Raw genomic sequence first — 24,735 nt, forward strand, 5'->3', positions numbered from 1 at the left:
CTCTTCCTACATCACATATCGGTGGATTCTGAATTTCCCTTAAGTGATTTTTTTCGATGGTTTAAGAGAAAAACGAATTCTCCCTTCGCATTGGGTGGTTTTTCAGCCAATTCCCTAGGATTTGCATAGTAAAGTACCTCTTCGAAGGCCTTTGTCAACTCCCTTCCCACAAGGACTTCTGTTTCTGGAAACAATTCCTCTAAGATCGGATACAACCGAGGGAGTTTGTGCACGGATTCATAAAAAACAATGAGCCCATCGATTTCCCGTGCCTTCTCTAATTCTCGGCGTTTTTTACTCGGTTTTTCAGAGAGAAATCCTAAAAAATAAGTTGGGTTCACTTGGAATCCAGAAACAGATAGAATGCCCGTGAGGGCTGAGGCACCCGGAACGGGGACGATGGGAATTCGATGTTCTCTGGCAATCCGCACCATCTGGCTACCAGGATCGGAAACTCCCGGTGTTCCAGCGTCGGAAACGAGTGCCATGGACTTTCCCTGTTTCAATTGTTCGATCACATTTGCATAGGGAGATTCGGAATGGTCTTTGTAAAGGGCAAGGACTGAGGTATTGATCCCTAATTTGTGGAATAGTGATTTGGTTTCCTTCGTAGATTCACATAATACAAGTTCCACGTCTTTTAACACTTCTAAGGCGCGGACTGTAATGTCTCCCAAATTGCCAATGGGAGTGGCCACCACATACAAGGTGCCAGGTTCTCGTTTATGGGCCAATGTATTGGCACCCAGGAGGGGTTTGTCCTTGGGGACAGGTACAGGCTAGGTCATTATTCCCTTTGGTGCAAGGGTTACAAGCGGTTCCGAGAGCACAGGAAGAAGGTGTTCCGCAGGAAGGGTTGGAACAAAACGTGGTATTGCAACCAGCCCCTACGGCACAGTCTGTTTGGATGTCATTGACCTTGTTCGGAATGGCACAGGTGCTGACAGCTGTAGAAGGGTTTGAGATGAGCCCACCCGTGAGCATGGAACGCAAAGTGAAGTTATAAATTTGGCATTTTTGGAAGAACTCAGTACCAGGTGGTGGGACTGCGAATCGAATCCGTTTGGTGATGATCTTTGCCGATGAGGTCGAAGCTTCATACGGCAGGTGAGGAAAACTCGGTTGCACCCCATCTTCCAGCCACTCCCCTTGGATGGTTTGGATGATGCCAGGAAATGCCGTTGTGACATAGAGATTGTAACCGACAAACTGAGGTTCCCTGTTTGTGACAAAGTAACGCAAAACATATTCTGGTCTTGGTGTCAAAGATTGGTTCAATGGATCGAGTTGGAAATCATTGGTAAGGTTGCTATTCACAGCTACCACGGAAAGGATTTGTGGGACACTGGGTGGCACCAAAAACACGAATGGTGCTACGGGCGTGTCTGTGTTCACTCCACAATGAAAAAAAGAGAGAAAAGATATGCAAAGATAGGATATTGGATGGAATGAAGGAAAACGCATTCAGTTTCTCGTTTCTCTTCCAAGTTTTCAGGAATTCAATCTATGGGAATCCAAAAAAAATTACTCTTTGTCTCCATTTCGCTAATTGGTCTTTTTTTTCTCATCCTACTCTCTTTGGGAGGGGATGGTGAAGAAGAATCTCGTCGTAAAAAAGAAAAAAGTTCGGCTGCACTTTCTTTTTTAGGAGGGGGGCCAAGTAACCCCAAAGGCACCAACCGATTGGGTGTTCGTGGGGAAGACGCAGGATCGATCTTTGATTCTGATTATTACAATGCGGGTGGCATGCGTTATGAAGACGATCCCAATATCGCCTCAGGGGAAGCGGGAGAAATTCCGATCAACCCACAAACCGGAAAACCTTACCCTCCAGAAGCCATGCAAGCTTTTGAAGAACTTCGGGAACAGTTCCCTGACAATGACCTGATTCCGAAACGGATGACAGCGGAAGACAAAAAGAAACAAACGGAATTCAATCAAAAACTAACAAGAGCCACAAACTCAGTGTTTGGTGGTAGTCCGAATGCAACCGACCTTTCCACTTATTATGGACATGTCAGAAAACAAGGGAAAGATCGGCTTGAAATCATAAACTACCTCATTGAATCACAAGGTGGGGATGATCCTGAAATGGATAAAAAATTCCAAGAGATCTTAAAAAGCATCCAATTCCAAAATGAACAAATCGAAAAAGAAGCAGCGAATGCGTATGCGAAGGCGGGATTACAACCCCCTCCTTAGGTTTCGTTAGAAAGTATCGGGAAACGGTAACTTGATTTTGGATCGAGGCCGTATTCGTCCAAATGGAAAGAGGGAGGAAGTCTCTCTCGTTTCCATTGGGAGATCCCAAATAGTTTTTTAAATTTTTGAATGTAACCTAACAGTTGTTCTTTGGTTTCCCAAGGAAATTCTGTTTTTAATCCTTCCAAAACTTCAGACTCAAGGTCTCCCAAATACACTAATTTCCGTTCTATGGAATTGAGAATCGGGTATGGCATGAGATCCTTTTCGTCTTCTTGGTGTTCTGCAAGGGGTTTTAGTTCGGCTGTTGGTTTTGTTTCCCTTAATAATTGGATGGAATGTTTCGGAGTGATGTAACGGTTGTTTCCCTTTTGGATGTCATCGAGCCAGTCCAATAAAAATTCCTTACTCACACCCGCAAGAGGTGCGATCGATCCCGAAGAGTCTCCATCCATCGTTGTATATCCCACGGCTGCTTCACTTCTGTTTCCTGTGGATAAAAGTAAATGTCCATTCAAGTTTGCTAATAACCAAATCAGAGGGGACCTCACCCTTGCTTGGATATTTTGTAAGGCCAAGTCATGTTCTTGCCAATTGAGTTTGGTTCCCTTTATCGTTTCAATCAGAGAAACGGAAGAAGAAACCATTTCATCGATCGAGATGGAATGGAATTCGCAATCCAATTCTTCACTTAGGGATTTTGCGATCTCTTCTGTGATTTGCGAATTGTTTTTTGTTTTTTGGTACAAAGTGACGAGTAAGTTTTTTTCAATGATCCCAAGTTTTTGGAAGCAATCCTTGCCATTTTCATTCCTTGCAATCTCTGCCATGGCAGAAACAAGAAGGGCACATGTCGCACTATCCGCCCCACCGGAAAGAGAGAGTGTGTATCCTTTGGTATTGGACTTACGCAAATAATCATAAAGACCTAACGATACTGCTTTTGTGAATTCTTCAAATGGACTGAGTGACTCCGTATTTTCCATAACTTGCGAGTTTCCAGTTTCTCGTTTGTCTTCGACCTTCAAACGGAACTTACCATTTGCCTCTTGGTCTAAAACTGGTTTTAAAACGATGATTGGAATTTCGTTTGGAATTAAATTTGGATTTGGTTCTCGAAAATTACGGGCCTTGGATGCTCGGATTTCGTTTGGATCAAAGTTGTGGCTTGTGATTTCGAATGGTGTGAAATGGAGGCGTGGGCCTTCTTTCACTATCATTCCACCAGAGGCAAAAAATGCACCTCCCTCAAAAATGATCCTACCCGATTCATTTCCACAGAGATTGGTAAACACTTGTAAATTGTTTTGGTTACGACTTGTTTCTTTGAAGATTTGCCTGCGAATGTTTTGTTTTCCCATCGCAAAATGAGAAGCACCAGGTGAGAGGATGACATCGGTTCCTTTCACATTATAGATTTGTGAAGGTTTGATAGAAGACCAACTATCTTCACAAATTTCAATCGCAAAACGAAAGTTCCGAAACGAAAATACAAAATGACCAAACGGAATGAGTTCTCCAGCAAATGGAATCTGTTTGGTTTGGAACTCATTCGGGGCATGGAACCATCTCTTTTCATAATGGACACCGGTATTTGCCAAATTGAGTTTGGGAACCAAAGCTTGGATCTTTCCATCAAATAAAACAGCCATACAATTGTATAAAAAGGAATTTGAAAAAACAGGAAGGCCTACCACAATTACTTGGTTAGGTGATAAATCTTTGATTTGGTTTAGGACTTGAAACGATTTTTCCCAAAGTTTAGGTCTGTAAAAAGCATCTTCACAACCATATCCAGAGATACAAAGTTCGGGAAAAAGAATGATGTCTGCATCTTGTGCATCTTTGGAAAAGATGGCAGACCGTATGGTTTCAAAATTGCCGAAAACGTCAAGGGGAGTGGTATGTAAGGAAACAGCGGCAATTTTAGATTTTGTCATACGGAAAAACTCGGTTATAAATCTTTTCCGATGCACCTCTGTTTTCTACAACAAAGTTTCGATTGCTATTTCCCATCTTTTCTCTCTCATCCTGGTTCTGGACAAGTTCTGTGAATCGGGATACAAATTCTCTTTCATTTGTCGTTTTGAATAGACCACCTAATTCTTGCATAACGAGAGCTTCGGGGGCATTTTGGATTTTTGGACCAGTGACGAGAGCAAGACCCAAAGCTGCCGGTTCAATTGTATTGTGAATTCGATGGTGAAAAGCCCCTCCCACATAGGCAAAACTTCCATACTGATAGGCAAAAGCAAGGATCCCCAGAACATCAAAAAGTAAAAATTTGGGTAGGGGGGCATTTGCTTTCATTTCTGAAAAAACGCCAACTGTCCCATAGGCAATCAATTTCGTTTGGAATTCTGACATACGTATGGGTTCCCATTTATGTGGAAATATCCAATAGTATTCCCTGTCTTTAGAGTTTGTCAAATAAGACAAAAAATAAGATTCGCAGATCGGATATGTGGAACCTAGGATAACAGGTTTTATTTTTTTAAGGGTATCTGATTCTCGTTTTACAAATTCCGTAAACAAAGGGTTAGGTGAACCTTTTTCTAACTTATTTAAAACTGACTCAAATCGTGTATCACCCAAGATCCTAAAATCAGTGCCAAAAGAAACAAGTCCTTCAAATTCTTTTGCCATCAATTCATGGCTTGGGTAAATACCAGAGAGGTAACGGAATGAAGATTTAGTAAGTAATCTCACCAATGGATTTTTCCTTGAGGACTCTGAAGATAAACTCGCACAACATAAATAGGTTTTTGTGCCAAAGTGATTTGCTTTTTTTAAAAGATTGGGCCAAGTATCCCATGCCATGATAAACAAATATTTGGGCCGGAATAACGAAAAGATTTTGTTATAAGCAAAAGGTAAGTCAAAGGGCAGATAAAAATACGCATCCGCCAATGGATCTAAAAAGGCAGTTTCTTTGACAGAAGAAGAAAACACAGATTGGATGATGAAAACATTTTTTCTATGACGGCGAATCGTTTCAGTTAAAGCCTTTGCTTGGTCAAGTTCACCTACACTTGCTGAATGGAACCAAATGACTGTTTTGTCTTTTGGAACTTTTTCATATAAATTTTTAAGAAAATCATTTCGTTTGGAAATCTCCAATCGAATGGTTTTAGAAAATAAAGAACTTAATTTTAAAATAAACCAAATTTTTAGAATGAGTACATTATAAAAGAAATAGACCATTTAGCGTTTGTTACCCCAAGTATCATTCACTTCGGAGCCAGGGTAACTGAAGGTTCTTTTATCAATCACAAAACATAAATTGTCAAAGTACAAATGGAACTCACCTTTTTTTTGAGAGGCGAGGCTTTTTAAACGAAAGGATGCAAACGATATGGGAAAGGACATCGATTGGATGAGTCTCGTATTTTCTTTTGGCAAATTGATTTTGAATTCTAATCTACGCCACCCAACAAAATTTAAAGTTCCCAAATCAAAATACAAGTCTTTGGATTTTTTTTGGGATAGGCCCATACTCAAATTGATATGGTGGCCTTCGGAATAGACCCAGAGGATCCCTTGGATTGGCATCCCTAGTGGGAGGAGGATGGGTTCCTTGGGTCTGATTTCCCAATGGTCAAGCCTTGGATTTTCGACAAAACTTTGTAAAAGGAAACTGGTTTGGTTTTGTAAGTTGGGATAACCTGATTCTTTTAATAATTTGGTTTCTTCGATAAATGCATCTGATTTGGCAATGGAGGCTGCAAATTGAGTTTGGGCTAAAAAGGAATCCACTCGGTAAAAATCCCATGGCCTATCTCCTTCAAAGTCTTCCACTAAATAGAGTAGGTAGTGGGTGTCCAATGCAAGTGCTGATCGTAATATTTGGACTCTTCCCAATTCATCCGGGTCGTACGGCCTCGGAAGAGACAAAAGACTGGTAAAACTCAGGAAGAAACCTAGAAAGAATGTGAATTTTTTTGTGTTTAACATGATTTCTCACTTTGCGAAAGCGCAAAAACGTGTACTCTATCCGTATCAAAGGAAAGGAATCCGCACGTCATGGGCCGCCGCGACAATTTGAAAATACTCACAACTGCCATTCTAGTGGTCCTACTTCTTTCATCGTTCATTTTCGCATTTATCTATAGAAACGAAATTTACCAAAAGCTCCAAACCATCGGAAAAAACAAAGAAGTGGAGATGGTAGACCGCGAAATTGCAAAATCTCCGGATACAATCCCTCCGCCAAAAGAATCTTTCTCGGAAAAAGAGAATCGCGATTCCAACGAGGATCGCACTAGCCTTCCAGAATTGCCAAGCCTTGACGATATGGAACCTGATTTGGGACGACCAAGGTCAGTTTCCGTTTCTGGTGCAAAGGCAAAAGACACGAAAGAGAGTGGTGCAAGACTTAAGGAAAAGTTGGATCGTGTGGAAAACGAAATCACTCCGAAACAAAAAGACAATGCGGAATCAAAAACGAGTGCCAAAGATCTTGATACAAAACAATCACTTTCTGAGAAATCGGAAGTTTCGAAACAAGTAGAGGAATCTTTTTCAGAACCGAAGAAAACTCTTTCTAAATCCAAAAAAGGGAAATCGGAAAAAGAGACTTCTCACTCTGCCATTGCAAAATCAAAATCAAAAAAATCATCTCTCAGTTCCAAACGTAAAACACAAAGTCCAGAAGTACGAGTCTCGCGTGTGACGAAAAAAACAAATTCGTCTTCGACTGCGCAAGGATCTTCCTTAGAAGTTCGAATGAGGGAAGTGGAACAAAAACTGAATTCACAGTCAGAGAAAAACGAAAAACGGTTTTTGGAAATCGAACGAAGAATTGATTCTTTAGAAAAAGCTTTAGCAAAGTAATCGTGCCTGATTACATCACAACGTACCAGTCCATTCAAAATGAATGCAAAACTTTGACAAATGGGAATCCTCCCACCCTCATTGCGGTTTCCAAAACAAAACCCTATGAGGTTGTTCGGGAAGCCTATTTGCAAGGAATCCGTGAATTTGGTGAAAACTATATCCCGGAAGCAATTGAAAAATTTACCAAACTAAGAGAAGAATTTCCGGATGCCGATACAAGTGTGAACGTCCATCACATAGGACCAGTACAATCCGGAACATTACGTAAGTTATTCGGTGTTTTTTCGTATACCCATGGTGTGGGATCCTTTTCAAGTCTCCATGAGTTATTGAAACGTGCCGAAAAAGAAAAAAAGAAAATTCGGTATTTTTTACAAACCAATCTCACAGGTGAAAATACAAAACATGGTTTTAGTTTGCAAACCTTACTCGAAAACAAAACCAATTTGGCCAGTCAGCAAAATGAGTTTTGTGTATGGGAAGGATTTATGGGAATGGGTCCTTCCTCGGGAGATCTTATGAAAACGACAGAAGTGTTTACAAAATTAAAAAATTTCCGTGAGGAACATTTCCCTGGTTTAAAACTATCTATGGGGATGAGTGGTGATTACGCATTGGCTGTTGGACTTGGATCTAACTATGTAAGGATCGGATCAAAAATATTTGGAGAAAGAGAGTATGGCGCACACTCCGTTTAAATCAGTAGGAATGGTGGGACTAGGAAAGATGGGAGGAGCTATGGCAAAGGCTCTTATCTCCCAAGGTACAAAGGTATATGCTTTTGATCCCCACATAAATGAGTCGCCGATCGATGGGGTTCACATGGTGACGACCCTTGACAGTTTGGAAAAGGAAGCCGGACTTTTTGTCATCGCCGTGAAGCCTAGCTTCGTCGAACCAGTGTTAAAAGAATTCCAGAAACCAGCCATTTTTATCTCCATTGCGGCAGGGATCTCGTATTCACAACTAGTTGGATCATCTCCCAAAGGTTCGACTTGTGTGCGAGTGATGCCGAATTTACCACTGGTTTCCAATCGCGGTGCGATGGGTTATTACTGTGAAGACCAAGCCGTTACACATGCCGAACGACTGTTATTTGGAATGGGGGAGTCTGTCCGTATCACAAAAGAATCTTTGATGGATGTGGTCACTGGTTTATCGGGTTCTGGACCTGCTTATGTTCTTACGTTTTTACAAGCAATGGCGGAAGGTGGGTTACAAGAGGGTTTGAGTTACGAAGAAGCCTTAGGACTTGCCATGGAGACAATTGAAGGCACTCTTGTTTACTTTCGGGAATTACGTTCAAAAGACCATTCCCTCCATCCGATGGAAGTGCGAAACTGGGTCACGTCTCCAGGAGGAACAACCATCCACGGACTGGATGCTTTGGAACGAGGCGGATTTTCCACCGCAGTGCGGGATGCTGTTCGACGGGCAACAGAGAGAAGTAAGGAATTGGGAAAGGGATGATAACGGTTGCGCGGACAGGATTCGAACCTGTGGCCTTTGGGTTATGAGCCCAACGAGCTACCAGCTGCTCCACCGCGCGGTATACGACCATTGTTTTTCAGATTCGTTTATCGTCAACACAATGAAAGAAGAAACTTTCAAAAATCGACCTGTTCTGAATTTTATCGATTTCCGTCAAAATCTTACTTTACAGGCGTCAAATATAGCGAATGATTCCTATCTTATATAGAATTCTGGCGGTGCGTTTTGTCTTTTAAAGAAAACACTGATATCGTTTTTGAGCATTACGAAAAAAAAATATACGACCAAAAACAACTACTGGAAATCTCCCGTGCATTAAATTCCACGTTAGACTATAAGTACTTAATTGATGCAATTCTTAACATCTGTTTGGCGCAGTTGCAAACACTGCATGCGGCGATGTACCTGGAGCCAGAAATTGACTTAGGTCTTTTTAAATTAGAACCTCAATCCATCAAAGGTTTTGAATTAAGTCCAGAAGAACAAAACTACGAAATCAAAATTGATAGCCCACTCATTCATTATTTTGAAGAAAAACCAAAAGCCATTACGATGGACCAAATCCTCCAGATGGAAGTGTTAAACAAAATCCCAGACATAGTGTACTTGCGAAAAATGGGAGCAGAAATCCTTGTCCCACTCAATGCAAAGGGGAAGGTAAATGGACTCCTTGTCCTTGGGGACAAAATGACTTCCGAAGAATTTTTGGAAGATGAAAAAGAATTTATGACCACTCTTGCAAACCTGGCAGGGATTGCTGTAGACAACGCTCGGTTGTATGAACTTGCCACAGTGGATATGATGACAGGATTAAAAATCCACCATTACTTCCAAACCAAACTCAAAGAAGAGATGGAACGTTGTCGGAAAAAAGGAACCAAGTTGTCCCTTCTTTTTACAGACGTGGACAAATTCAAAACCTTCAATGATACCTATGGGCACCAGGCTGGGGACGTTGTCCTCATTGAAGTGGCAAAGCAACTCATCCAAAAAGCACAACGCCACCACATCCCTGCGCGTTATGGCGGGGAGGAGTTTTGTTTGGTCATGCCTGGTGCGACGGAAGAAGAAGCCATCGCCAAAGGGGAAGAGATCCGAAAGGCTGTGGAAGCTATGGTGGTTAAAAACCCAAATGATGATTCTGATTTGAAAGTCACCCTTTCCGTTGGGGTTTCCAGTTTTCGGCCCACTGATAGAAACAATAAGGATCTTATCGAACGTGTGGACAAGGCACTATACCAAGCCAAACATTCTGGCAGAAACCGCACAATTTGTTATAAAGATTAGGGAATTTGCCGATGGGTAGAGTATGGCAGAACCTGCATACCTACTCAAAGACCTTTCACCTTCTGTTCCCTCAGATGTGTATGAATCAATACGTAACCGAGCCCTTGGACTTTCTTCCTTTAATTTCCAACCTTACTCGTGTTTCATTGAATACAAATCAAAAGATGCCAATACAGGGATCGAATATAGAGATTGTACGGTAGACTATTCCAGATGCCCACATTCTCGTTGTATCAAAAAATTGGTTTAGTTTTCCTCTGCCTCAGTGTTGGGATGTGTTTGCCAAACCCAACACGAAACATTTCTCGAAACGATCCAAGTTCTCAGATCCTTAAACCATCTCTTCCTCATCCAAACCAGCCTTCCCAAAACGTCTCGTTTCCACGAACACTCCCCCCTCACACCAAAGTACAAGTGTTAGATACTGGTATCTCTTTATTATTACTTGGATTCCAATCAGAGAAAGGGGAGAAGGTTTCTTTTTTATGGGATACAGGTTCTGATATTAGTTTTTATGAAGGTTCCGATTCTTTGGAGGCAAAAGAATTCCAAATCGGTGAAAAAAAAATTCGGCTCCGAAGGGGGGAAGGGATTTTACCAAAAGGCATCCAAGGTTTACTTGGTCTTGATTCCTTCCGAGGATCCTGTGTGTTTTGGGATCAGGACCTTTTGTATTGGTTTCCCAGTGATTCATCATTTTGTGACCACCCGGATGCTTACCTCGGTACCCAATTGAAATTCCTTATGACAAAACAAAAAGGGGAACATTCTTTTGTCCAATTTGAATACCCAAAATCCATGACATCATTTGCACATTTGGACACTGGGGCCTCGTTGTCAATTTTACCGAAAGAGGGTGGGGAAGTTTACCTCGGTGAAAAAAGAGTATTCCGTCCAGGAGGCACCATCCTCACATTGGAACACTGGCAATCAAAGGAAACTCTCACGGTTTTTAGCAAATCTGGGTTTCGTGAAGAATATCCGAACGTTGAGTTTCTCACAGGAATTTCACTTGAGAATTTCCATTTATCGGGGGACAAGGATAAGGAAGAGGTTTGGGTGATCGGACTTGGTGTTTTACGGACTCGTCCCTTGTTTTGGGATTTTTCCAGGAAACGGATCGGCATCATCCACCAAGAGAACTAAGGTGAAAGAAAAAGAAAAAATCATAGTGGCGATGAGTGGTGGAGTGGACAGCGCTGTTGCGGCAGGCCTCCTCATGGAAGCGGGATACGATGTCATCGGTGTGAACCTTAGAACTTGGGAATACGAAGCTCCCGCTTGTGATACCACTAAAAAATCCTGTTGTTCACCGGAAGATATCCGAGATGCCCGTGATGTTGGTCTCTCTCTCAACATTCCATTTTATGTGATCAAAATGGAAAAGGTATTTGGGGAACGTGTGATCGATCGTTTTATCAGTGATTATAAAGATGGAAGGACCCCAAACCCTTGCGTAGAATGTAACACCTTTGTGAAGTTTGGTGCACTTTTCGAGCAGGCTAAAAAATTAGGCATTGATAAAATAGCGACAGGGCATTATGCACGAGTCATCGAAGTAGATGGTCGATATGCAATTCGCAATGCCGTTGATATGAAAAAAAACCAAGCGTACTATTTGTACGGACTGAGCCAAGACAATATCAAAAATACTGTTTTCCCTTTGGGAGAGATGGACAAATCGCAAGTTAGAGAGATTGCCAAACGAATGGGTTTACCCGTTGCTGAAAAACCAGAATCACAAGAGATTTGTTTTATCCCAGAAAATGATTATAGGTCCTTTCTTAAAAAGAAGGGAATGGAATTCACACCTGGTTTTTTTAAATTGGCTTCCGGCCAAATCATCGGCAAACACCAAGGTAAGGAAGGATTTACCATCGGCCAAAGGAAGGGTCTTGGAATCGCTTGGAAAAATCCATTGTATGTTCTCGCCATTGAAGATGACGGTACAGTTATCCTTGGGGAAGAAGAAGAAACTGTATCCGAGTCCTTTGTCTTGGAAGAAATTACTTACCAAGGTTTGGCGCCCCTCAGTCTGAACCAATCCATGGAGATGAAAGTCCAAATCCGTTACCGAAGTGCACCTGTTCTTTGTCAGGTGACCTCACTTGGGGACACTTGGAAGGTTACATTTTTAGAGGATGTAAAAAGTGTGACACCTGGCCAATCCGCAACATTTTACCCGGCAAACGGAGATTATTTGTTAGCTGGTGGGATCATCCAAAAAGGATCCATCACTCGTAAAGTCAAACCAAAGGTGGAAGTTTCTAGGGAGAGTGTTCCCATTTGAAATCAGTTGAAGGAAAAACAATCCTCATCATCGGTGGAGGGTTGTTACAAGTTCCCATCATCCAAACTGCTAAAACAATGCGACTGCATACAGTTGTTGCGGATATGAATCCCACTTCCATTGGATTCCAAATTGCCGATGAAACCATTCTTATGTCCACAAAGGATGTGGAAGGAATGGTTCGGGAAGCAAAAAAGTTTTCACAAAAAACAACCATCCATGGAGTGATCACGGCAGGCACTGATGCCAGTATGACCGTAGCAGCCGTTGCTTCCGCCTTACAACTTCCTGGGATTCGGTTTGTGGATGCGGAAGCTGCTTCCAATAAGGTGAAGATGCGTAAACGCCTCAAAGAGTTTGGACTTCCCATCCCTCGTTTTGCACCTGTTTGGTCCATGCAAGATGCAAAGGACGCTTTGGATGAACTTACTTTCCCCCTTGTGATGAAACCCGCTGACAATATGGGGGCTCGTGGTGTGATCAAAGTCACAAACCGCGATGATTTACAAGTTGCCTTCCGTCATGCCAAACGATTCTGTCCAACAGGTGAATTGATTTTAGAAGAGTATATGGAAGGACCAGAACTTTCGGTGGATGCCCTTGCCTTCCAAGGCCAAATCCGAATGACAGGCATTGCGGATCGAATCATTGAAAGAGAACCATACTTCATTGAGGTGGGTCATAATATGCCTTCTGCTTTGCCAAAAGATATTTTGGATGAAGTGGAACGTGTGATGGCAGGTGGGATGAGGGCACTCGGCATCCATTTGGGTGCGGGAAAAGGGGACATTAAGGTCACAAAAGATGGTGTAAAAATTGGTGAAATTGCGGCCAGGTTGTCCGGTGGTTTTATGTCTGCCTTCACTTATCCTTTGTCAACGGGTGTGAACTTAAACCGAGCTGCACTACTTATCTCTCTCGGGGAAACACCAGACAATTTAGAACCTGTAGTCAATCGTGTTTCCATTGAACGGTCGTTATTGTCCAAACCAGGAAAACTCATTTCGATTAGCGGTGTAGAGGAAATCAAAAAAATTGAAGGGGTTTCTGAAGTTTTTTTGCAATCCAAACCTGGAGATATCATCAAGGAACCCACAAATAACATTGATAAGTCGGGCCATGTCATCATCGTTTCTGATACTTTAAAAGAAGCAGAACAAGTTTTTGAAAAAGTAAAACAAACCATCCAATTTGAAGTGGATGAACAGTTTTCCATCACAGAAAAAGAAATTGCAGACCAAGCTCGGATCCGATTTGGAAAAGATATCTGTTGGGTTTGTAAGGTTTGTGATGGAAAAAATTGTGCTTCAGGGATACCTGGAATGGGTGGTGTGGGTCTTATGGAAAGTTTCCAAGACAACCACGAAGCTCTTGCTGAATATAAAATTTTACCGGGGTATATCAGAGAACATGTTAACCCTTCGATCCAAACCAAATTTTTGGGGTATGATTTAAAAACTCCCATTATGGCAGCTCCGATGACAGGGGTTGGCACGAATATGAACTTTGTCATGACCGACGCGGATTATGCGCAAATGGTGGTTCGTTCCTTTGCTTTACATGGAAGCCTTGCATGGCTTGGTGACGGAGCCTCTCCTGAAAAATACAAAATCATGTTAGACGCATTAAAAAAAGTCTCAGGAAAAGGGATTCTCATTTGTAAACCAAGGGAAGATGAATCCTTATTGCTTGAAAGATTCAAACAAGCAGAAGCGGACGGAGTGTTCGCCGTCGGAATGGACATTGATGCGGTAAATTTTAAAACGATGGTGCAAAAGAATTTAGCAAGTGTTACGAGACCATTGGAAAAACTCATTAAACTCCGTGAAAAAACAAAACTCCCTTTTATTTTAAAAGGCATTATGAATCCAATGGATGCCAAATTAGCAGTGGAAGGTGGTTTCTCTGCCATTGTAGTTTCAAACCATGGGGGAAGGGTGCTCGATGGAATGCCTGGAACCGCAAGAGTGTTACCAAAAATTGCAGAAGAAGTAAAAGGGAAAATCCCTCTTCTCGTTGATGGGGGTGTCCGCTCAGGAATGGATGTGTTTAAGATGATTGCTCTTGGGGCTGATGCCGTCCTTGTGGGACGACCAGTTGCGATTTCTCTTGTTGGTGGAGAGGATGCTGGGATTCGATTTCTTTTACAAAAATATTCGGAAGAACTAAAACAGTCTATGAGTGTGACTGGGGCAAAAACTTTAGTAGACATCAAGCGTTCGATGTTGCTTCATAAACAACACGGTTGAGTATGGATAAAGAAATCAAAGACCCTGAAGGTATTTTGAAGGTAATTACCGCACTTTTTGGGAAGTTACCAGCCTATATCATAAACTCAGACAAAGAATTTCCTGTTAAAATCATTGCCCTTAAAAACAAAGCTCTCATCATCAATACGAGTCTCAAGTTTCCGAATCGTGACCGTGTGTTAACTGTAGTTCATAATGGTAGCAAATTCCTTGCACACTTCAATTTAGCTGGTGGTGATGGAAATGGAATCGAGATTCTAACTCCTGTTAAAATTCAAATCACTTCTGCGTCACGGCAAGGAACAAGGGTTGAAGTTAGCCAAATTCAAACGGGAATGATTGTTAACAACATCATCAACGTGAATGATGTCTCAAAAGCGATAGGATTTGATGATAAAAAAGTAGATACGATTTTACTTGCGTATCGAACAAAACTTGCAAAAGCATTTCCTTTATCATCTATCTTTTTTGCCGGTAGGATGGACAACCGGTTGCGACTCATGCACCATTATGATAAAGATATCTTTATCGCGGACAGAAAAGAAAAATCAACTGCGTTACCTGAATTTTTCCCGTTTGATGAATACCTTCGTATCTTTGAAAATTCTAAAATACCTGATAATTTTGTATCAGAAATTTGTGTACCAATCAAATACAAAGGTTATGTTCATTTAGGTTATGTTCAGGTGTTATCTGAGAAACCACTGGATTTTGAAGTTTATAAACAAATCCAAATGTTCGCGAGTGCTGTGAGCCGAGATATTATCAACACAGGTGTGTTCCAAGAATCAAGAGATGTTTGCCAAGTGATGGATTTAAGTATGGGTGGTATCAGTTTCATCCATGCACCTTCCAGATCATTCTCTCGTTCTGTTACTCTGAATGGAACCATACTCTTTGATTTGAATTTAGATGCGGGTAAAAAAGTGACAATCCGCGGCATCATCAAAAACATTCGAAACCAAGAGACAAACTTTCGTGTAGGTTGCCAGTTCTATAACCTAACAGAAAAAGACACAGAGATCCTTGAAGAGTTTCTCAATGTCGGAAAAGAAGAGGAAACAAACTCTGAAACTTTCAATGTTTCCTCGGAAGGACAAAATGCTGAGACAGGTGAAGTACAGGGAAGTGGTGAAGAGGATACGAATTCAGTTGCGAAAGAGGACTCCATTGGTGATTCTATGGATTCTGAAAGTTCACAGGAGGATCCTTTTGCCAACCAATTGGATGATGAGTTGTTAGATGCTCCTGACGACCCGAAGTAAATGACAAGTTACCAGTCAGTCATTCGCCCTCCCTATGTGGGGAAAACGGTGATTGATTTTTTGAAGGAAAAATTTCCTTACCACTCTTTTTCCGAATGGGAGTTTTTGATCCAAGAAGGAAGGATTCGGGTAAATGGTGAATTGGTATCTTCCGAAAAACAATTGTTTGATGGTAATGTTTTAGAATACGAACCGATCCCTGGGCGTATCAAAGAACCTGAAGTGAATGTAGGTTATTCCATCTTAAAGGAAACGGATGAGTTTCTTTTTGTGGAAAAACCTGGTAATCTCCCGATGCACCCGGCAGGTCGCTATCGGACCCAAACCTTACTTAGTTTTTTAGAGAAACAATACCCAAAGATCATCCCAGTCCACAGGCTTGACCGCGAAACTTCGGGCATTGTGATTTTTGCCAAAACAGAAGAGAGTCGGAAATGGCTCCAAAAAAAATTTGAGAATCGGCAAGTTTTTAAAGAATACTTTGCTTTGGTACATGGAAATTTTAACGAAGAAATCCAACTGAATGGTTATATTGGAAAAGACATCCATTCTGCAATCCGCAAGAAGATGGTTTTTTCACCAAACCAGTTCCCTGAATCCAAATCTTGCCAAACTCAATTTTTACCAGTTTCGTATCATGAGGCAGAAAATATTAGTTTGGTGTTTGTTCGGCCAATTACTGGAAGAATCCACCAAATTCGTGCTAGTTTATTGTTTTTGGGATTCCCGATCCTTGGCGATAAAATGTATGGCAAAAGGGAAACAATCTTTTTGGATTTTGTAAACCATGGCATGACGGATTCCCTACAAAAAGAATTGGGTTTTGAAAGACAATTGTTACATGCATATAGCATTCGTTATATGGATGAAAGAATAAACCAGGACGTGTTTGTAAAAACAAATGTTTTCCCGGAAATGGAACTTTACTTCCCCAATTGGAAAAACTATGTCCCATAGATTTTAATAAAAATCCAACGTAAGAATCAACATTCCTCCGATCTTTTAAGAAAGAAAGAGGAGGCTTTTGCAAAGGATGGCAGGAGCAGGCAGATTACTAAAGGATTCCGATAAAATTATATTTGGTGAATTTTGGACGGCAAAACAAAGGCAAGGCCATCCAATCCATCACACGGTAAGTTATAGAGCATCATTCAAACCAGAACTTCCTTCTTTTTTTATGAAGGAATTTTTAAAAAAGAAAAACAAAGTCGTATATGATCCGTTTGGTGGTCGTGGAACAACTGCGATCCAAGCGAATATCGAAGGTCATGCTGCCATTCATAATGACATCCATCCTCTTTCTATCTTTTTGGCAAGTGCTAGACAATATGTTCCAAAATATTCAGAATTAGAAAAAAAATTATCTTCGCTCGATTTGGATCAGGAAGTAGAGGATGACCCATTTGATAAAAATTTGTTACCTTTTTTCCACCCAAAGACATTAAAAGAAATTAAAAACTTAAAAAAATATATGGCAATCGATGATTCGATTGAAATGAAGTTTATTTCACTCATCGCCTTGTCGCGGTTACATGGTCACAGCACGGGTTTTTTTTCTGTTTATACATTCCCACAGGTTTCCATACCACCAGAAGCTCAGGCTAAAAATAATGCCAAAAAGGGAATTGTGCCAGAATACCGACCGATCAAACCAAGAATTTTGCAAAAGATGAAACGGGATTTAGCGATGCCTATCCCACCATTTTACCATGAATTTTCTAAATACAATTTGTATTCCTTAAGTTCTGCCAATTCTGTACCCCATGTAGAATCTGAATCGGTGGATTTGATTGTGACTTCGCCGCCATTTTTAGACAAAGTGGATTATGAAGGGGACAATTGGTTACGCCACTGGTTTTTAGACATTAGCAAATCCAAAGACCGTAAACTCAGTATCTTTAGTAATATCAATGATTGGAATGAATTCATCCGTTCTACTTTAAAAGAATCTGCTCGTGTTTTGAAAAAGGGTTCTTACATGGTGATGGAAGTAGGGGAAGTTAAAAAAGGAAATTCGATCCTTTATTTGGATGAGGATGTAGTTCGGATGGCAGAAGGGACAGGTCTTGTCTGGAGCAAAACCTATGTGCACACTCAAAATTTTACGAAACTTTCGAATTGTTGGCAAGTTTCCAATAATGAAAAAGGCACAAATTCGAATCGTTGTGTGGTCCTTCGAAAGGTAAATTAAGTCTAAAGAGTATGGTACGGTATGTAGTATTCTTTATTTTGTCTTCCATACTTGGATTTGGATTTACAAGTTGTAACGAATCAAAAGAAATCCAAGCGGAAGAATCGTTTGAAACCCATCCGATAGAAGTGACAATCAAAAATAAATCTCTAGGTAAATATGAATTGGAATTGTATTTACCAAAAGATTTTGGATTCCAAATCGAAGCTCCCCATCGAATTTTTTTATCAGGAACAGATGGACTCAAAGTCACTGCCGCTGATTTGAAATTAACAGGTCCTATCCATCCAAAAAAACCTGAATACTTTGAATATGTAAAACCCTTAACTTTCCAAGTGGAAGGGAAAGGGAAATTACAGATGGAAGGAAAGTTGTTTTATTGTAACTTTGTAAAGAATATTTGTATTCCCGCCAAAATCAGTAAGTCGTTTGTGATTTAAACAAATTTGATCCATCCCTAAGATGGATCAAATAGATCATTCTAAGTCTTTTGTAACCAAACGTTTCAGATTGGGTCTTTGGATTTGGTAGAGAAAGAAGTAACGGCCACCAACTGATACGTTTTTGTTTACAATTTTACCTTCTTTGGATATCTCTCGTAATTCTTTTTTCCCTTTATCCGATAGATTCGGAACTGTATAGGTTTTCAATAAGTTGAGAGATTTTTGTTCGGCGATGGATTTTGCTTCTTCTTCTCTTTCTTTTTCAGAAGGTAATACACTAGAGATGGCAACTTGGAATAAACTGTCGGTTAAAAACCCTTCTTTTGCTTTTGTGAATTCGATGATGAGTGGAGATTCTTCAGGTTTTGTTTCCACAGTTTCTTGTACTTCTTCTTTTGTTTCCTTTATCTCTTTTACTTCTTTGGATTTACATTGGAAGAGGAAAAAAGAAATCAAAATGGATAAAATTGCAATTGTTAGGTGTTTCTTCATTTATAGTTTCCTAGGTTCAGAGATAGGAGTCTTCTCCACACGTTCCATCAATTTAGGTTGAATGTTTCGGAATAGGAAAGCACATTTTGTTTTATCGGAATAATCTTCTTTGTAGAGATGTAAGCTGTCGAAAAACCAAGCAAAATTGTGGAGATTTTCACTATCGTTCTCTTTTTGTTTTTGGGGATTCCCCCTAACTTCGTCTAGGTTCTGTTTGGATGGGGAACCTACATTTTGTCCACTTGTTTGTAAGTTTGGATCTTGGCCTGGTGTATTTTGTGGTGAGCCTGTAGTCGTCATCGATCCTGTAGCAGCCGTTCCCGTACCCGTTACCCCTAAGGTTTGGGGCGCATTGGTGATGAGTCTTGTTTGTCTGTCCATTCCTTCTAACGATTTTGCATACGCATCAATGCCTTCACCAAACTTGTGCTTTTGCCTTTGGATTTTGACAAGGTAGGGAAGGGAAAGCGTTTCGCGTTCTTTGAAAGCTCTTTTCTTACAATCCTCTCTTTTTTCCCATCCAGGGATTTCACGGTAGGTCATCGGAATTTCCACTTTGATTTGGAAAAATTCTCGTGAGATAAATCCTTCATCGGTTTCGTTTTGTAAGGCGCGTTCCACATAGTTTGGATCGGCGATGGTAAAGAGGCGGCAGGAACAAAAGAGAGTTAAAATTAGAAGTTTACGAACCATTTCCAACTTCAAGACTAGTAGATGATGTCGAAATTACGAATCTTTTTCCTTTGTTTCACTCTACAATTTTTACCCTTATTTTCAGAAGACGCTTTTTTCGGAACCTCTTTGGCACAATTCCGCGAAAATACCAAAACCATCCAATTGGAAAATGGACTCACCGTTGTGATGATGAAACGTGGCACATCCCCAACCGTTGCCCTTTATATCAAATTTTTGGTGGGTGCTGTTGATGAAACCCCAGAAGAAGCCGGAACCGCCCACCTATTGGAACATATGTTATTCAAAGGAACCAAGTCGGTCGGTACTACCGATTACCAAAAGGAAGAAAAATACCAAAAACAAATCGAAGTTTGGGGGACGGAACTTGATGATTTGAAACTAAAACGAAGGGATCTTTCCACCAGAGGTGAAATTGTTCCAAAAACGTTAGAAGAAGAAATTGAAACATTAAACCGAAGGTTAAAAAACTTAATCCAATTACAAGATGAGTTCATCGTAAAAAATGAAGATTCCTATATCTATGAACAAAATGGAGAGATGGGTTTTAATGCGTATACCTCGCAAGACGTGACCAATTACCAAATCCAATTGCCAAACAACCGAATTGAAATTTGGGCAAAGATAGAATCGGATCGTTTGAAACATCCTATTTTACGTGAATACTATACAGAACGTGATGTTGTGATCGAAGAACGTAGGATGAGAACGGATGACGTCGGTGGTGCTGTGTTACGCGAAAAGTTTTTTTCCATTGCCTTTGAAAGCCACCCTTACAGAAAACCTGTCATTGGGTATTCGGCAGAAATTCCATATTTAAAAATAGAAGAAACAAAAGCCTTCTTTGAAAGGCATTATACTCCCAATCGTATGGTGATATCGGTTGTAGGGCAATTTGATTTTCAAGAAACAGAAGGCATCATTCGAAAGTATTTTTCTGATTTAAAACCTGGAAAACCAAGACCACCGTATAAAATTGAAGAAAAATCTTTTCCTGGAGAAAAACGATTTAAGGTCCAACATCCTTCTGCTAGTCAAATGATGATGGGTTGGATCAAACCTCCTTACCCTCACAAAGATAATGCAAGTTTTGATATTTTATCGAGCATCCTAACTTCAGGAACAGGATCACGCCTTTACAAACGATTGGTTTTGGAAGAGAAATTGGTTTTAAATATTGGAGCCGTCAATGGATATCCTGGGGAACGTTATAAAAACTATTTTGTTTTCTTTATCAGTCCCAATGAAGGTGTGGATCCAAACAAAATTGAAGCCATCATATGGGAAGAGATCAATCGGATTCGAGAACAAGGCATTCCCAAGGAAGAATTGGAAAAGGTGAAAAACCAAATGGTTTCTGATTTTATGAAAACTATGGACAAAAATGGAACCATTGCAGATTTACTAAGTTATTATCAGTTGTTATATGGAGATTGGAGTGGGTTGTTCAGTCAATACCAAACCATTATGAATACCTCAAGTACTGATATCCAACAACTCATTCCTAAATACCTCACAAAAGATTTAGTTGTAGTTGGTTTACTCGAGGATATAAGGAAAAAATAAATATGAAACGTTTTCTCATCATCATCCTCTTTTTATGCTTAACCCCATTGTTTTCACGGGAAATGGGTGAATTTGTAAAAGACATCCAGTTTGCACCATTGGAATTTGAAGTTCCGAATATATCATCTACGACAAATGTTAGTGGAGTAGAAATCTTTTCCTTAAAAAATGCAGAGTTTCCTATTGTATATGCAGATATTCTAATTTATCACGGCAAAAAGAATTTAGGAAAACGACCCATTGAGATTGCTCGTTTATTGGAAGACAGTTGGGAACTCTCAGGTTCCAAAACGTATCCGAAAGAAAAGTTTTTAGAAACTTTGGAATTTTATGGGGCATCTTTTTCTGTTTCTGTTGATTATGAAAAAACTATATTTACAATTGCATACTTAAAGAAAACAGAATCGATCATTTTGCCCATTCTCAAATCATTTTTTACATCACCAAATTTAGAAGAAGATCTAGTTTCCACCACCAAGGGAAAATTAACCGAGGAAATCAATCGTCGTAATGACAATGTCACATCGCTTGCAAAAAGAAAAATAAGAGAAGTTATGTTCCGAGGAACCATCCTTGGAACTTCGATGTCTAAAACAAATTTGGATCGAATCAAAATGGATGATCTTTTGGGTTTCCAAAAAGAAATCCTATCAACTTCAAAAAGAAGACTACTCATCACAGGTGATTATGATCTAAAATCTTGGGATCAGTTTTTTCCCAATTTAGAAAAAACGAATCCATCTTCAGGCGAAGTGATCACACCAAGTACAATCAGTGCCAATATTTCTAAGGAAGGAAAACAAGTCCGTCTTGTGGAAAAAGATGTGACACAATCCTACATTGCGTTGTCGGGAGTTTTGCCGGAACACAACCATCCAGATTTTTATGCCATTCAGGTTTTGAATTATATCATTGGTGGAGGAGGGTTTAACTCCTATTATATGAGAGAAATTCGGAATAACAGAGGATTGGCATATTCGGCTGGAAGTTTTACAGAATTCCAAGAAAGTTATGGTACGATTACCTTTTTTGCCATGACAAAGTCTGAATCTTCTAAAGAGGTTTTGGATTTGATGAAGGAACTTATCGAACCAAAACTCATCGACTCTATAAAAGAAGAAGAACTTTTACGAGCAAAAAATGCCATCATCAATACCTTTGTTTTTCAATTTGAAGATGATAAACGGACACTTGCAAGTGAAATCAGAAGGCGTGATCACAATATGCCAGAAGGATATTTGCAAAACTTTCGTAAAGAAATAGAAAAGGTAACTCTAACCGATTTGAAACGAGTGGGGAAACTTTATTTCCAATCAGACAAAATGATCACAACAATGATTGGTCCTAAATCTTTGGAACGATTTTGGAAGGGTTCAGTCAAACTGGTCCAACCGGAAGATTGATGTTAACCGCAAGTTTCGAATACAAGGGAACTAAATTTGAAGGGATCTCGGAAGGTGGGATCCGGACTTCCATCATTTGTCCTTCCCTTGATTTTATGTTTGATTTTGGTTTTATCAATCCAGACAAAATTCACATTGGGAAAATCCTTTTATCCCATGCCCACCTCGACCATTCCTGTGGGATTCCCTATTATGTTTCCCAAAGGAGTTTACGAAAACTCCCTAAACCTAAGATTTACGTACCAAAAGCACTGGAGCCAAAACTTTCTCAAATTTTAAAACTGTACTCAGAAATTGAAGAGTTCGATTACGAATGTGAGCTGATTGGACTTGAGTATGGTGACCGAGTGGAACTAAAACCTGGTTATTTTTTTAAACCCTTACAGAGTTTCCATCGTGTCCCATCACAAGGGTATACTGTTTATGAAACCAAACGTAAGTTAAAAAAAGAATTTTCGGCACTAAGTTCCGAAGAAATTCGTAAGTCAAAAGAAAATGGAATTGATCCAACAGAAGAGATCGCAAGTCCCTTTGTTTCCTTTTCTGGTGATTCAAAAATAGAATATGTTTTGGAAAACGAAGACGTTAGAAAAAGTAAAATTCTTTTTATGGAATGTACGTATTATTGTGAGAAACGGGATGTGAGTCGTGCAAGAGAGTGGGGGCATACCCATTTTGATGAAATTGTGGAACATGCATCTTCATTTGAAAACGAAGCCATTGTTCTCATCCATCCTTCCAAACGGTACAGTTATCGCGAGTTAAACGACTTACTCCGCAAAAAAGTCCCATCCATTTTAAAAGACAGAATTTCTTTATTTTTACCTCCCAAATCATGAAACCAAGACCTAGTATTTATATCGATGGACTCGAACCATTCATCGATTCAGAACTTGTATACAAACCGAATCCCGTATTTTCAGAAATGGAACGTTATGCCAAAGAAAAAAATATCCCCATTGTAACAGCCGCAACGGGAGGAGTTTTATCACAAATTGTTTCGTTCATAAAACCAAATAAAATTTTGGAGTTGGGGACAGGGCTTGGTTATTCCACACTTTGGATGGTAAAGGGCAATCCTTCCTCAAACATCATAACGATTGACCGGCACGAAGAACAGGCGAAGTTATTAGATGGTTATGCCCAAAAAATGGGTTTGGAAAGCCAAATGGATGTTACTCGGGTGAATTGTTCGGTTATCGATTATTTAGCAAATGAGAGTTTGTGGAAGGATGTAGATTTTTTCTTTGTAGACTGCGATAAAATCACCTATCCAACCATCTTTCGTACCCTTTGGCCTAAGGCAAAGAAGGGGGCCAGTTTTGTGTATGATAATGTGCTTTGGCATGGGCGGGTCTTAGATCCCGATCCTAAAAAACCTTCCGATATGGCGGTGATGGAACTTTGGAATGAGGTGAAATCCCAAGTTTCGGAATATACATTGTTTCCTGTGGGTGATGGTTTACTCTTTTTCCAGAAGTAGAAAAAATAGTAGTCAAACCTAGTTCTTTTGTTGTATTCTGCTCCTTGGTTTAAGGAGAAACGTTTCGTGTTAAAAAAAAGTTTTTTGATTCTTTCCATTTGTTTGTTTAGCCTTTCAGTCTTCGCACAAGAATCGGGTGCTCCCGAAAAAGGAAAGGAATCCTTTGAAGAATTAGACAAATTGGACCAAGGTACCAATTTAGAACGCAAACAATTCAAAAACATTTCTGAAAACAACAAAGACCGAGTCATCAATTCGATTAAATTGTTAACCATTGTTACGGCAAACTTTGGGGATGAAGTAGCCGATTCCAAAACGGCTTTGGAAAAAATCAAAAAAGACTACCAAATTGTTTTACGATACTATTACCGCAGGGCTTACATTGCATCAGGAAAGGCTATGGTGGCACTGGAAAAAGACATTAGTACCTTACTTGGTAAATTTGCAAAGAGTTATGATACCAAAACCCAAAACTTACTTGCTGAATGTGCAGACACCATCACGGCACAGGAACAAGCACAACTGGTAGATACTTCTACGGAAGGGGCAAAACCTGTGGTTCCTTACCGCGAAATTGCAGAAGCGCAACAAAAATTACGCATTGCATATGGCCAATTGGGTCTTGCAACTGATATGACACGAGATGATCGCTTCTACGATGCAATCGTACATTACCGCATTGCCAAAGACTATGGGATCAAAATCCTTTCTGATTTCAAAGAACAAGAAGCCGACAAAAAAGCGATTACTGATAAATACGCTAAAGATTTGGTTGATAACAAAAATCAAATCGCAAGTCAAAACACAAAATAATTCCTTGAAACTTTACTTTTCTCCGCTCGCG

At 40.2% G+C, this 24,735-nt stretch carries 25 protein-coding genes and 1 tRNA gene; 18 read left to right on the top strand and 8 right to left on the bottom strand.

The window, feature by feature from the left end:
* Window positions 1-11: 11 nt before the first annotated feature.
* Window positions 12-734 carry a 16S rRNA (cytidine(1402)-2'-O)-methyltransferase gene (rsmI, locus tag LEP1GSC202_RS16260; RefSeq protein ID WP_015678820.1) on the bottom strand — a complete coding sequence of 241 codons (723 nt, stop codon included), beginning with the start codon at window positions 732-734 and terminating at the stop codon, window positions 12-14.
* Window positions 724-1,464: an LIC11073 family putative lipoprotein gene (locus LEP1GSC202_RS16265; protein WP_015678883.1), complete on the bottom strand. Its 741-nt coding sequence runs from the start codon at window positions 1,462-1,464 to the stop codon at window positions 724-726. The genes rsmI and LEP1GSC202_RS16265 overlap by 11 nt, the downstream gene beginning before the upstream one ends.
* Before the next feature lie 42 nt (window positions 1,465-1,506).
* Between LEP1GSC202_RS16265 and LEP1GSC202_RS16270 the strand changes: the two genes are divergently transcribed.
* On the top strand, window positions 1,507-2,202 hold the full coding sequence (locus tag LEP1GSC202_RS16270; RefSeq protein WP_015678896.1) for an LIC_20245 family lipoprotein: 696 nt from the start codon (window positions 1,507-1,509) through the stop codon (window positions 2,200-2,202).
* Here the strand turns inward: LEP1GSC202_RS16270 and nadE are convergent.
* From nadE to LEP1GSC202_RS16285, 3 genes are read right to left on the bottom strand one after another with little or no spacing between them, the layout of a single operon-like run.
* Window positions 2,199-4,142, bottom strand: a complete 1,944-nt coding sequence (nadE, locus tag LEP1GSC202_RS16275; protein ID WP_015678793.1) for an NAD(+) synthase — start codon at window positions 4,140-4,142, stop codon at window positions 2,199-2,201. The genes LEP1GSC202_RS16270 and nadE overlap by 4 nt on opposite strands.
* Window positions 4,129-5,406: a 3-deoxy-D-manno-octulosonic acid transferase gene (locus LEP1GSC202_RS16280; protein ID WP_015678848.1), complete on the bottom strand. Its 1,278-nt coding sequence runs from the start codon at window positions 5,404-5,406 to the stop codon at window positions 4,129-4,131. Before LEP1GSC202_RS16280 ends, nadE begins: the two co-directional genes overlap by 14 nt.
* A complete protein-coding gene (locus LEP1GSC202_RS16285; protein WP_015678880.1) occupies window positions 5,407-6,156 on the bottom strand; it encodes a flagellar filament outer layer protein FlaA in 750 nt (249 codons plus the stop codon).
* Between the two features lie 69 nt (window positions 6,157-6,225).
* Between LEP1GSC202_RS16285 and LEP1GSC202_RS16290 the strand changes: the two genes are divergently transcribed.
* Genes LEP1GSC202_RS16290 through LEP1GSC202_RS16300 form a run of 3 tightly spaced genes read left to right on the top strand, consistent with a single transcriptional unit; the run spans window position 6,226 to window position 8,508 of the window.
* Window positions 6,226-7,035: a hypothetical protein gene (locus LEP1GSC202_RS16290; RefSeq protein ID WP_015678817.1), complete on the top strand. Its 810-nt coding sequence runs from the start codon at window positions 6,226-6,228 to the stop codon at window positions 7,033-7,035.
* A gap of 2 nt (window positions 7,036-7,037) precedes the next feature.
* Window positions 7,038-7,736, top strand: a complete 699-nt coding sequence (locus LEP1GSC202_RS16295; protein WP_015678878.1) for a YggS family pyridoxal phosphate-dependent enzyme — start codon at window positions 7,038-7,040, stop codon at window positions 7,734-7,736.
* Entirely contained in the window at window positions 7,717-8,508 is a 792-nt protein-coding gene (locus tag LEP1GSC202_RS16300; RefSeq protein WP_015678829.1) for a pyrroline-5-carboxylate reductase family protein, read from the top strand. Before LEP1GSC202_RS16295 ends, LEP1GSC202_RS16300 begins: the two co-directional genes overlap by 20 nt.
* A 6-nt stretch (window positions 8,509-8,514) precedes the next feature.
* Here the strand turns inward: LEP1GSC202_RS16300 and LEP1GSC202_RS16305 are convergent.
* A tRNA-Met gene (locus LEP1GSC202_RS16305) sits at window positions 8,515-8,587 on the bottom strand.
* A gap of 167 nt (window positions 8,588-8,754) precedes the next feature.
* Between LEP1GSC202_RS16305 and LEP1GSC202_RS16310 the strand changes: the two genes are divergently transcribed.
* The 9 genes from LEP1GSC202_RS16310 (at window position 8,755) to mpl17 (ending at window position 18,251) form a co-directional block, all read left to right on the top strand.
* On the top strand, window positions 8,755-9,816 hold the full coding sequence (locus tag LEP1GSC202_RS16310; protein WP_015678803.1) for a sensor domain-containing diguanylate cyclase: 1,062 nt from the start codon (window positions 8,755-8,757) through the stop codon (window positions 9,814-9,816).
* A 22-nt stretch (window positions 9,817-9,838) separates the two neighbouring features.
* On the top strand, window positions 9,839-10,066 hold the full coding sequence (locus LEP1GSC202_RS16315; RefSeq protein ID WP_015678884.1) for a hypothetical protein: 228 nt from the start codon (window positions 9,839-9,841) through the stop codon (window positions 10,064-10,066).
* Between the two features lie 164 nt (window positions 10,067-10,230).
* Window positions 10,231-10,962: a hypothetical protein gene (locus LEP1GSC202_RS16320; protein WP_015678825.1), complete on the top strand. Its 732-nt coding sequence runs from the start codon at window positions 10,231-10,233 to the stop codon at window positions 10,960-10,962.
* A 1-nt stretch (window position 10,963) separates the two neighbouring features.
* Window positions 10,964-12,106, top strand: a complete 1,143-nt coding sequence (gene mnmA, locus LEP1GSC202_RS16325) for a tRNA 2-thiouridine(34) synthase MnmA (RefSeq protein ID WP_015678774.1) — start codon at window positions 10,964-10,966, stop codon at window positions 12,104-12,106.
* The gene (locus LEP1GSC202_RS16330) at window positions 12,103-14,355 is read left to right on the top strand and encodes an alpha-hydroxy-acid oxidizing protein (protein ID WP_015678863.1); all 2,253 of its coding nucleotides are present in this window, start codon (window positions 12,103-12,105) and stop codon (window positions 14,353-14,355) included. The genes mnmA and LEP1GSC202_RS16330 overlap by 4 nt, the downstream gene beginning before the upstream one ends.
* A gap of 2 nt (window positions 14,356-14,357) precedes the next feature.
* The gene (locus LEP1GSC202_RS16335; RefSeq protein WP_015678781.1) at window positions 14,358-15,620 is read left to right on the top strand and encodes a PilZ domain-containing protein; all 1,263 of its coding nucleotides are present in this window, start codon (window positions 14,358-14,360) and stop codon (window positions 15,618-15,620) included.
* Entirely contained in the window at window positions 15,621-16,577 is a 957-nt protein-coding gene (locus LEP1GSC202_RS16340) for an RluA family pseudouridine synthase (RefSeq protein ID WP_015678860.1), read from the top strand.
* 76 nt (window positions 16,578-16,653) lie between these two features.
* Window positions 16,654-17,811 (top strand): DNA methyltransferase, encoded by a 1,158-nt coding sequence (locus LEP1GSC202_RS16345; RefSeq protein ID WP_039929267.1) that lies wholly within the window; start codon window positions 16,654-16,656, stop codon window positions 17,809-17,811.
* 11 nt (window positions 17,812-17,822) lie between these two features.
* On the top strand, window positions 17,823-18,251 hold the full coding sequence (gene mpl17, locus LEP1GSC202_RS16350) for a cell surface protein MPL17 (RefSeq protein ID WP_015678798.1): 429 nt from the start codon (window positions 17,823-17,825) through the stop codon (window positions 18,249-18,251).
* Window positions 18,252-18,287: 36 nt separating this feature from the next.
* On the opposite strand, the gene LEP1GSC202_RS16355 is transcribed toward mpl17, so the two are convergent.
* Entirely contained in the window at window positions 18,288-18,746 is a 459-nt protein-coding gene (locus tag LEP1GSC202_RS16355; RefSeq protein ID WP_015678791.1) for a lipoprotein, read from the bottom strand.
* The gene (locus tag LEP1GSC202_RS16360; protein WP_015678792.1) at window positions 18,747-19,439 is read right to left on the bottom strand and encodes a hypothetical protein; all 693 of its coding nucleotides are present in this window, start codon (window positions 19,437-19,439) and stop codon (window positions 18,747-18,749) included.
* A 21-nt stretch (window positions 19,440-19,460) separates the two neighbouring features.
* On the opposite strand from LEP1GSC202_RS16360, the gene LEP1GSC202_RS16365 reads away from it, so the two are divergent.
* From LEP1GSC202_RS16365 to LEP1GSC202_RS16385, 5 genes are all read left to right on the top strand, one after another.
* Complete coding sequence (locus LEP1GSC202_RS16365) at window positions 19,461-21,005, top strand: insulinase family protein (protein ID WP_039929269.1); 1,545 nt, start codon at window positions 19,461-19,463, stop codon at window positions 21,003-21,005.
* A gap of 2 nt (window positions 21,006-21,007) precedes the next feature.
* A complete protein-coding gene (locus LEP1GSC202_RS16370; RefSeq protein ID WP_015678816.1) occupies window positions 21,008-22,408 on the top strand; it encodes a M16 family metallopeptidase in 1,401 nt (466 codons plus the stop codon).
* Complete coding sequence (locus LEP1GSC202_RS16375; protein WP_015678882.1) at window positions 22,408-23,247, top strand: MBL fold metallo-hydrolase; 840 nt, start codon at window positions 22,408-22,410, stop codon at window positions 23,245-23,247. Before LEP1GSC202_RS16370 ends, LEP1GSC202_RS16375 begins: the two co-directional genes overlap by 1 nt.
* The gene (locus LEP1GSC202_RS16380; protein WP_015678865.1) at window positions 23,244-23,891 is read left to right on the top strand and encodes an O-methyltransferase; all 648 of its coding nucleotides are present in this window, start codon (window positions 23,244-23,246) and stop codon (window positions 23,889-23,891) included. Before LEP1GSC202_RS16375 ends, LEP1GSC202_RS16380 begins: the two co-directional genes overlap by 4 nt.
* A 66-nt stretch (window positions 23,892-23,957) precedes the next feature.
* Window positions 23,958-24,704 (top strand): hypothetical protein, encoded by a 747-nt coding sequence (locus LEP1GSC202_RS16385; RefSeq protein WP_015678746.1) that lies wholly within the window; start codon window positions 23,958-23,960, stop codon window positions 24,702-24,704.
* Window positions 24,705-24,735: the final 31 nt, after the last annotated feature.

It is taken from the genome of Leptospira yanagawae serovar Saopaulo str. Sao Paulo = ATCC 700523, assembly GCF_000332475.2.
GTDB classification, from domain to species: Bacteria; Spirochaetota; Leptospiria; order Leptospirales; family Leptospiraceae; genus Leptospira_A; species Leptospira_A yanagawae.

Coding starts and splice junctions, on each gene's coding strand:
- LEP1GSC202_RS16265 (WP_015678883.1), bottom strand. CDS start 1,464: ATGCGTTTTCCTTCATTCCATCCAATATCCTATCTTTGCATATCTTTT.
- LEP1GSC202_RS16270 (WP_015678896.1), top strand. CDS start 1,507: ATGGGAATCCAAAAAAAATTACTCTTTGTCTCCATTTCGCTAATTGGT.
- nadE (WP_015678793.1), bottom strand. CDS start 4,142: ATGACAAAATCTAAAATTGCCGCTGTTTCCTTACATACCACTCCCCTT.
- LEP1GSC202_RS16280 (WP_015678848.1), bottom strand. CDS start 5,406: ATGGTCTATTTCTTTTATAATGTACTCATTCTAAAAATTTGGTTTATT.
- LEP1GSC202_RS16285 (WP_015678880.1), bottom strand. CDS start 6,156: ATGTTAAACACAAAAAAATTCACATTCTTTCTAGGTTTCTTCCTGAGT.
- LEP1GSC202_RS16290 (WP_015678817.1), top strand. CDS start 6,226: ATGGGCCGCCGCGACAATTTGAAAATACTCACAACTGCCATTCTAGTG.
- LEP1GSC202_RS16300 (WP_015678829.1), top strand. CDS start 7,717: ATGGCGCACACTCCGTTTAAATCAGTAGGAATGGTGGGACTAGGAAAG.
- LEP1GSC202_RS16315 (WP_015678884.1), top strand. CDS start 9,839: ATGGCAGAACCTGCATACCTACTCAAAGACCTTTCACCTTCTGTTCCC.
- LEP1GSC202_RS16335 (WP_015678781.1), top strand. CDS start 14,358: ATGGATAAAGAAATCAAAGACCCTGAAGGTATTTTGAAGGTAATTACC.
- LEP1GSC202_RS16340 (WP_015678860.1), top strand. CDS start 15,621: ATGACAAGTTACCAGTCAGTCATTCGCCCTCCCTATGTGGGGAAAACG.
- LEP1GSC202_RS16345 (WP_039929267.1), top strand. CDS start 16,654: ATGGCAGGAGCAGGCAGATTACTAAAGGATTCCGATAAAATTATATTT.
- mpl17 (WP_015678798.1), top strand. CDS start 17,823: ATGGTACGGTATGTAGTATTCTTTATTTTGTCTTCCATACTTGGATTT.
- LEP1GSC202_RS16355 (WP_015678791.1), bottom strand. CDS start 18,746: ATGAAGAAACACCTAACAATTGCAATTTTATCCATTTTGATTTCTTTT.
- LEP1GSC202_RS16360 (WP_015678792.1), bottom strand. CDS start 19,439: ATGGTTCGTAAACTTCTAATTTTAACTCTCTTTTGTTCCTGCCGCCTC.
- LEP1GSC202_RS16365 (WP_039929269.1), top strand. CDS start 19,461: ATGATGTCGAAATTACGAATCTTTTTCCTTTGTTTCACTCTACAATTT.
- LEP1GSC202_RS16370 (WP_015678816.1), top strand. CDS start 21,008: ATGAAACGTTTTCTCATCATCATCCTCTTTTTATGCTTAACCCCATTG.
- LEP1GSC202_RS16375 (WP_015678882.1), top strand. CDS start 22,408: ATGTTAACCGCAAGTTTCGAATACAAGGGAACTAAATTTGAAGGGATC.
- LEP1GSC202_RS16380 (WP_015678865.1), top strand. CDS start 23,244: ATGAAACCAAGACCTAGTATTTATATCGATGGACTCGAACCATTCATC.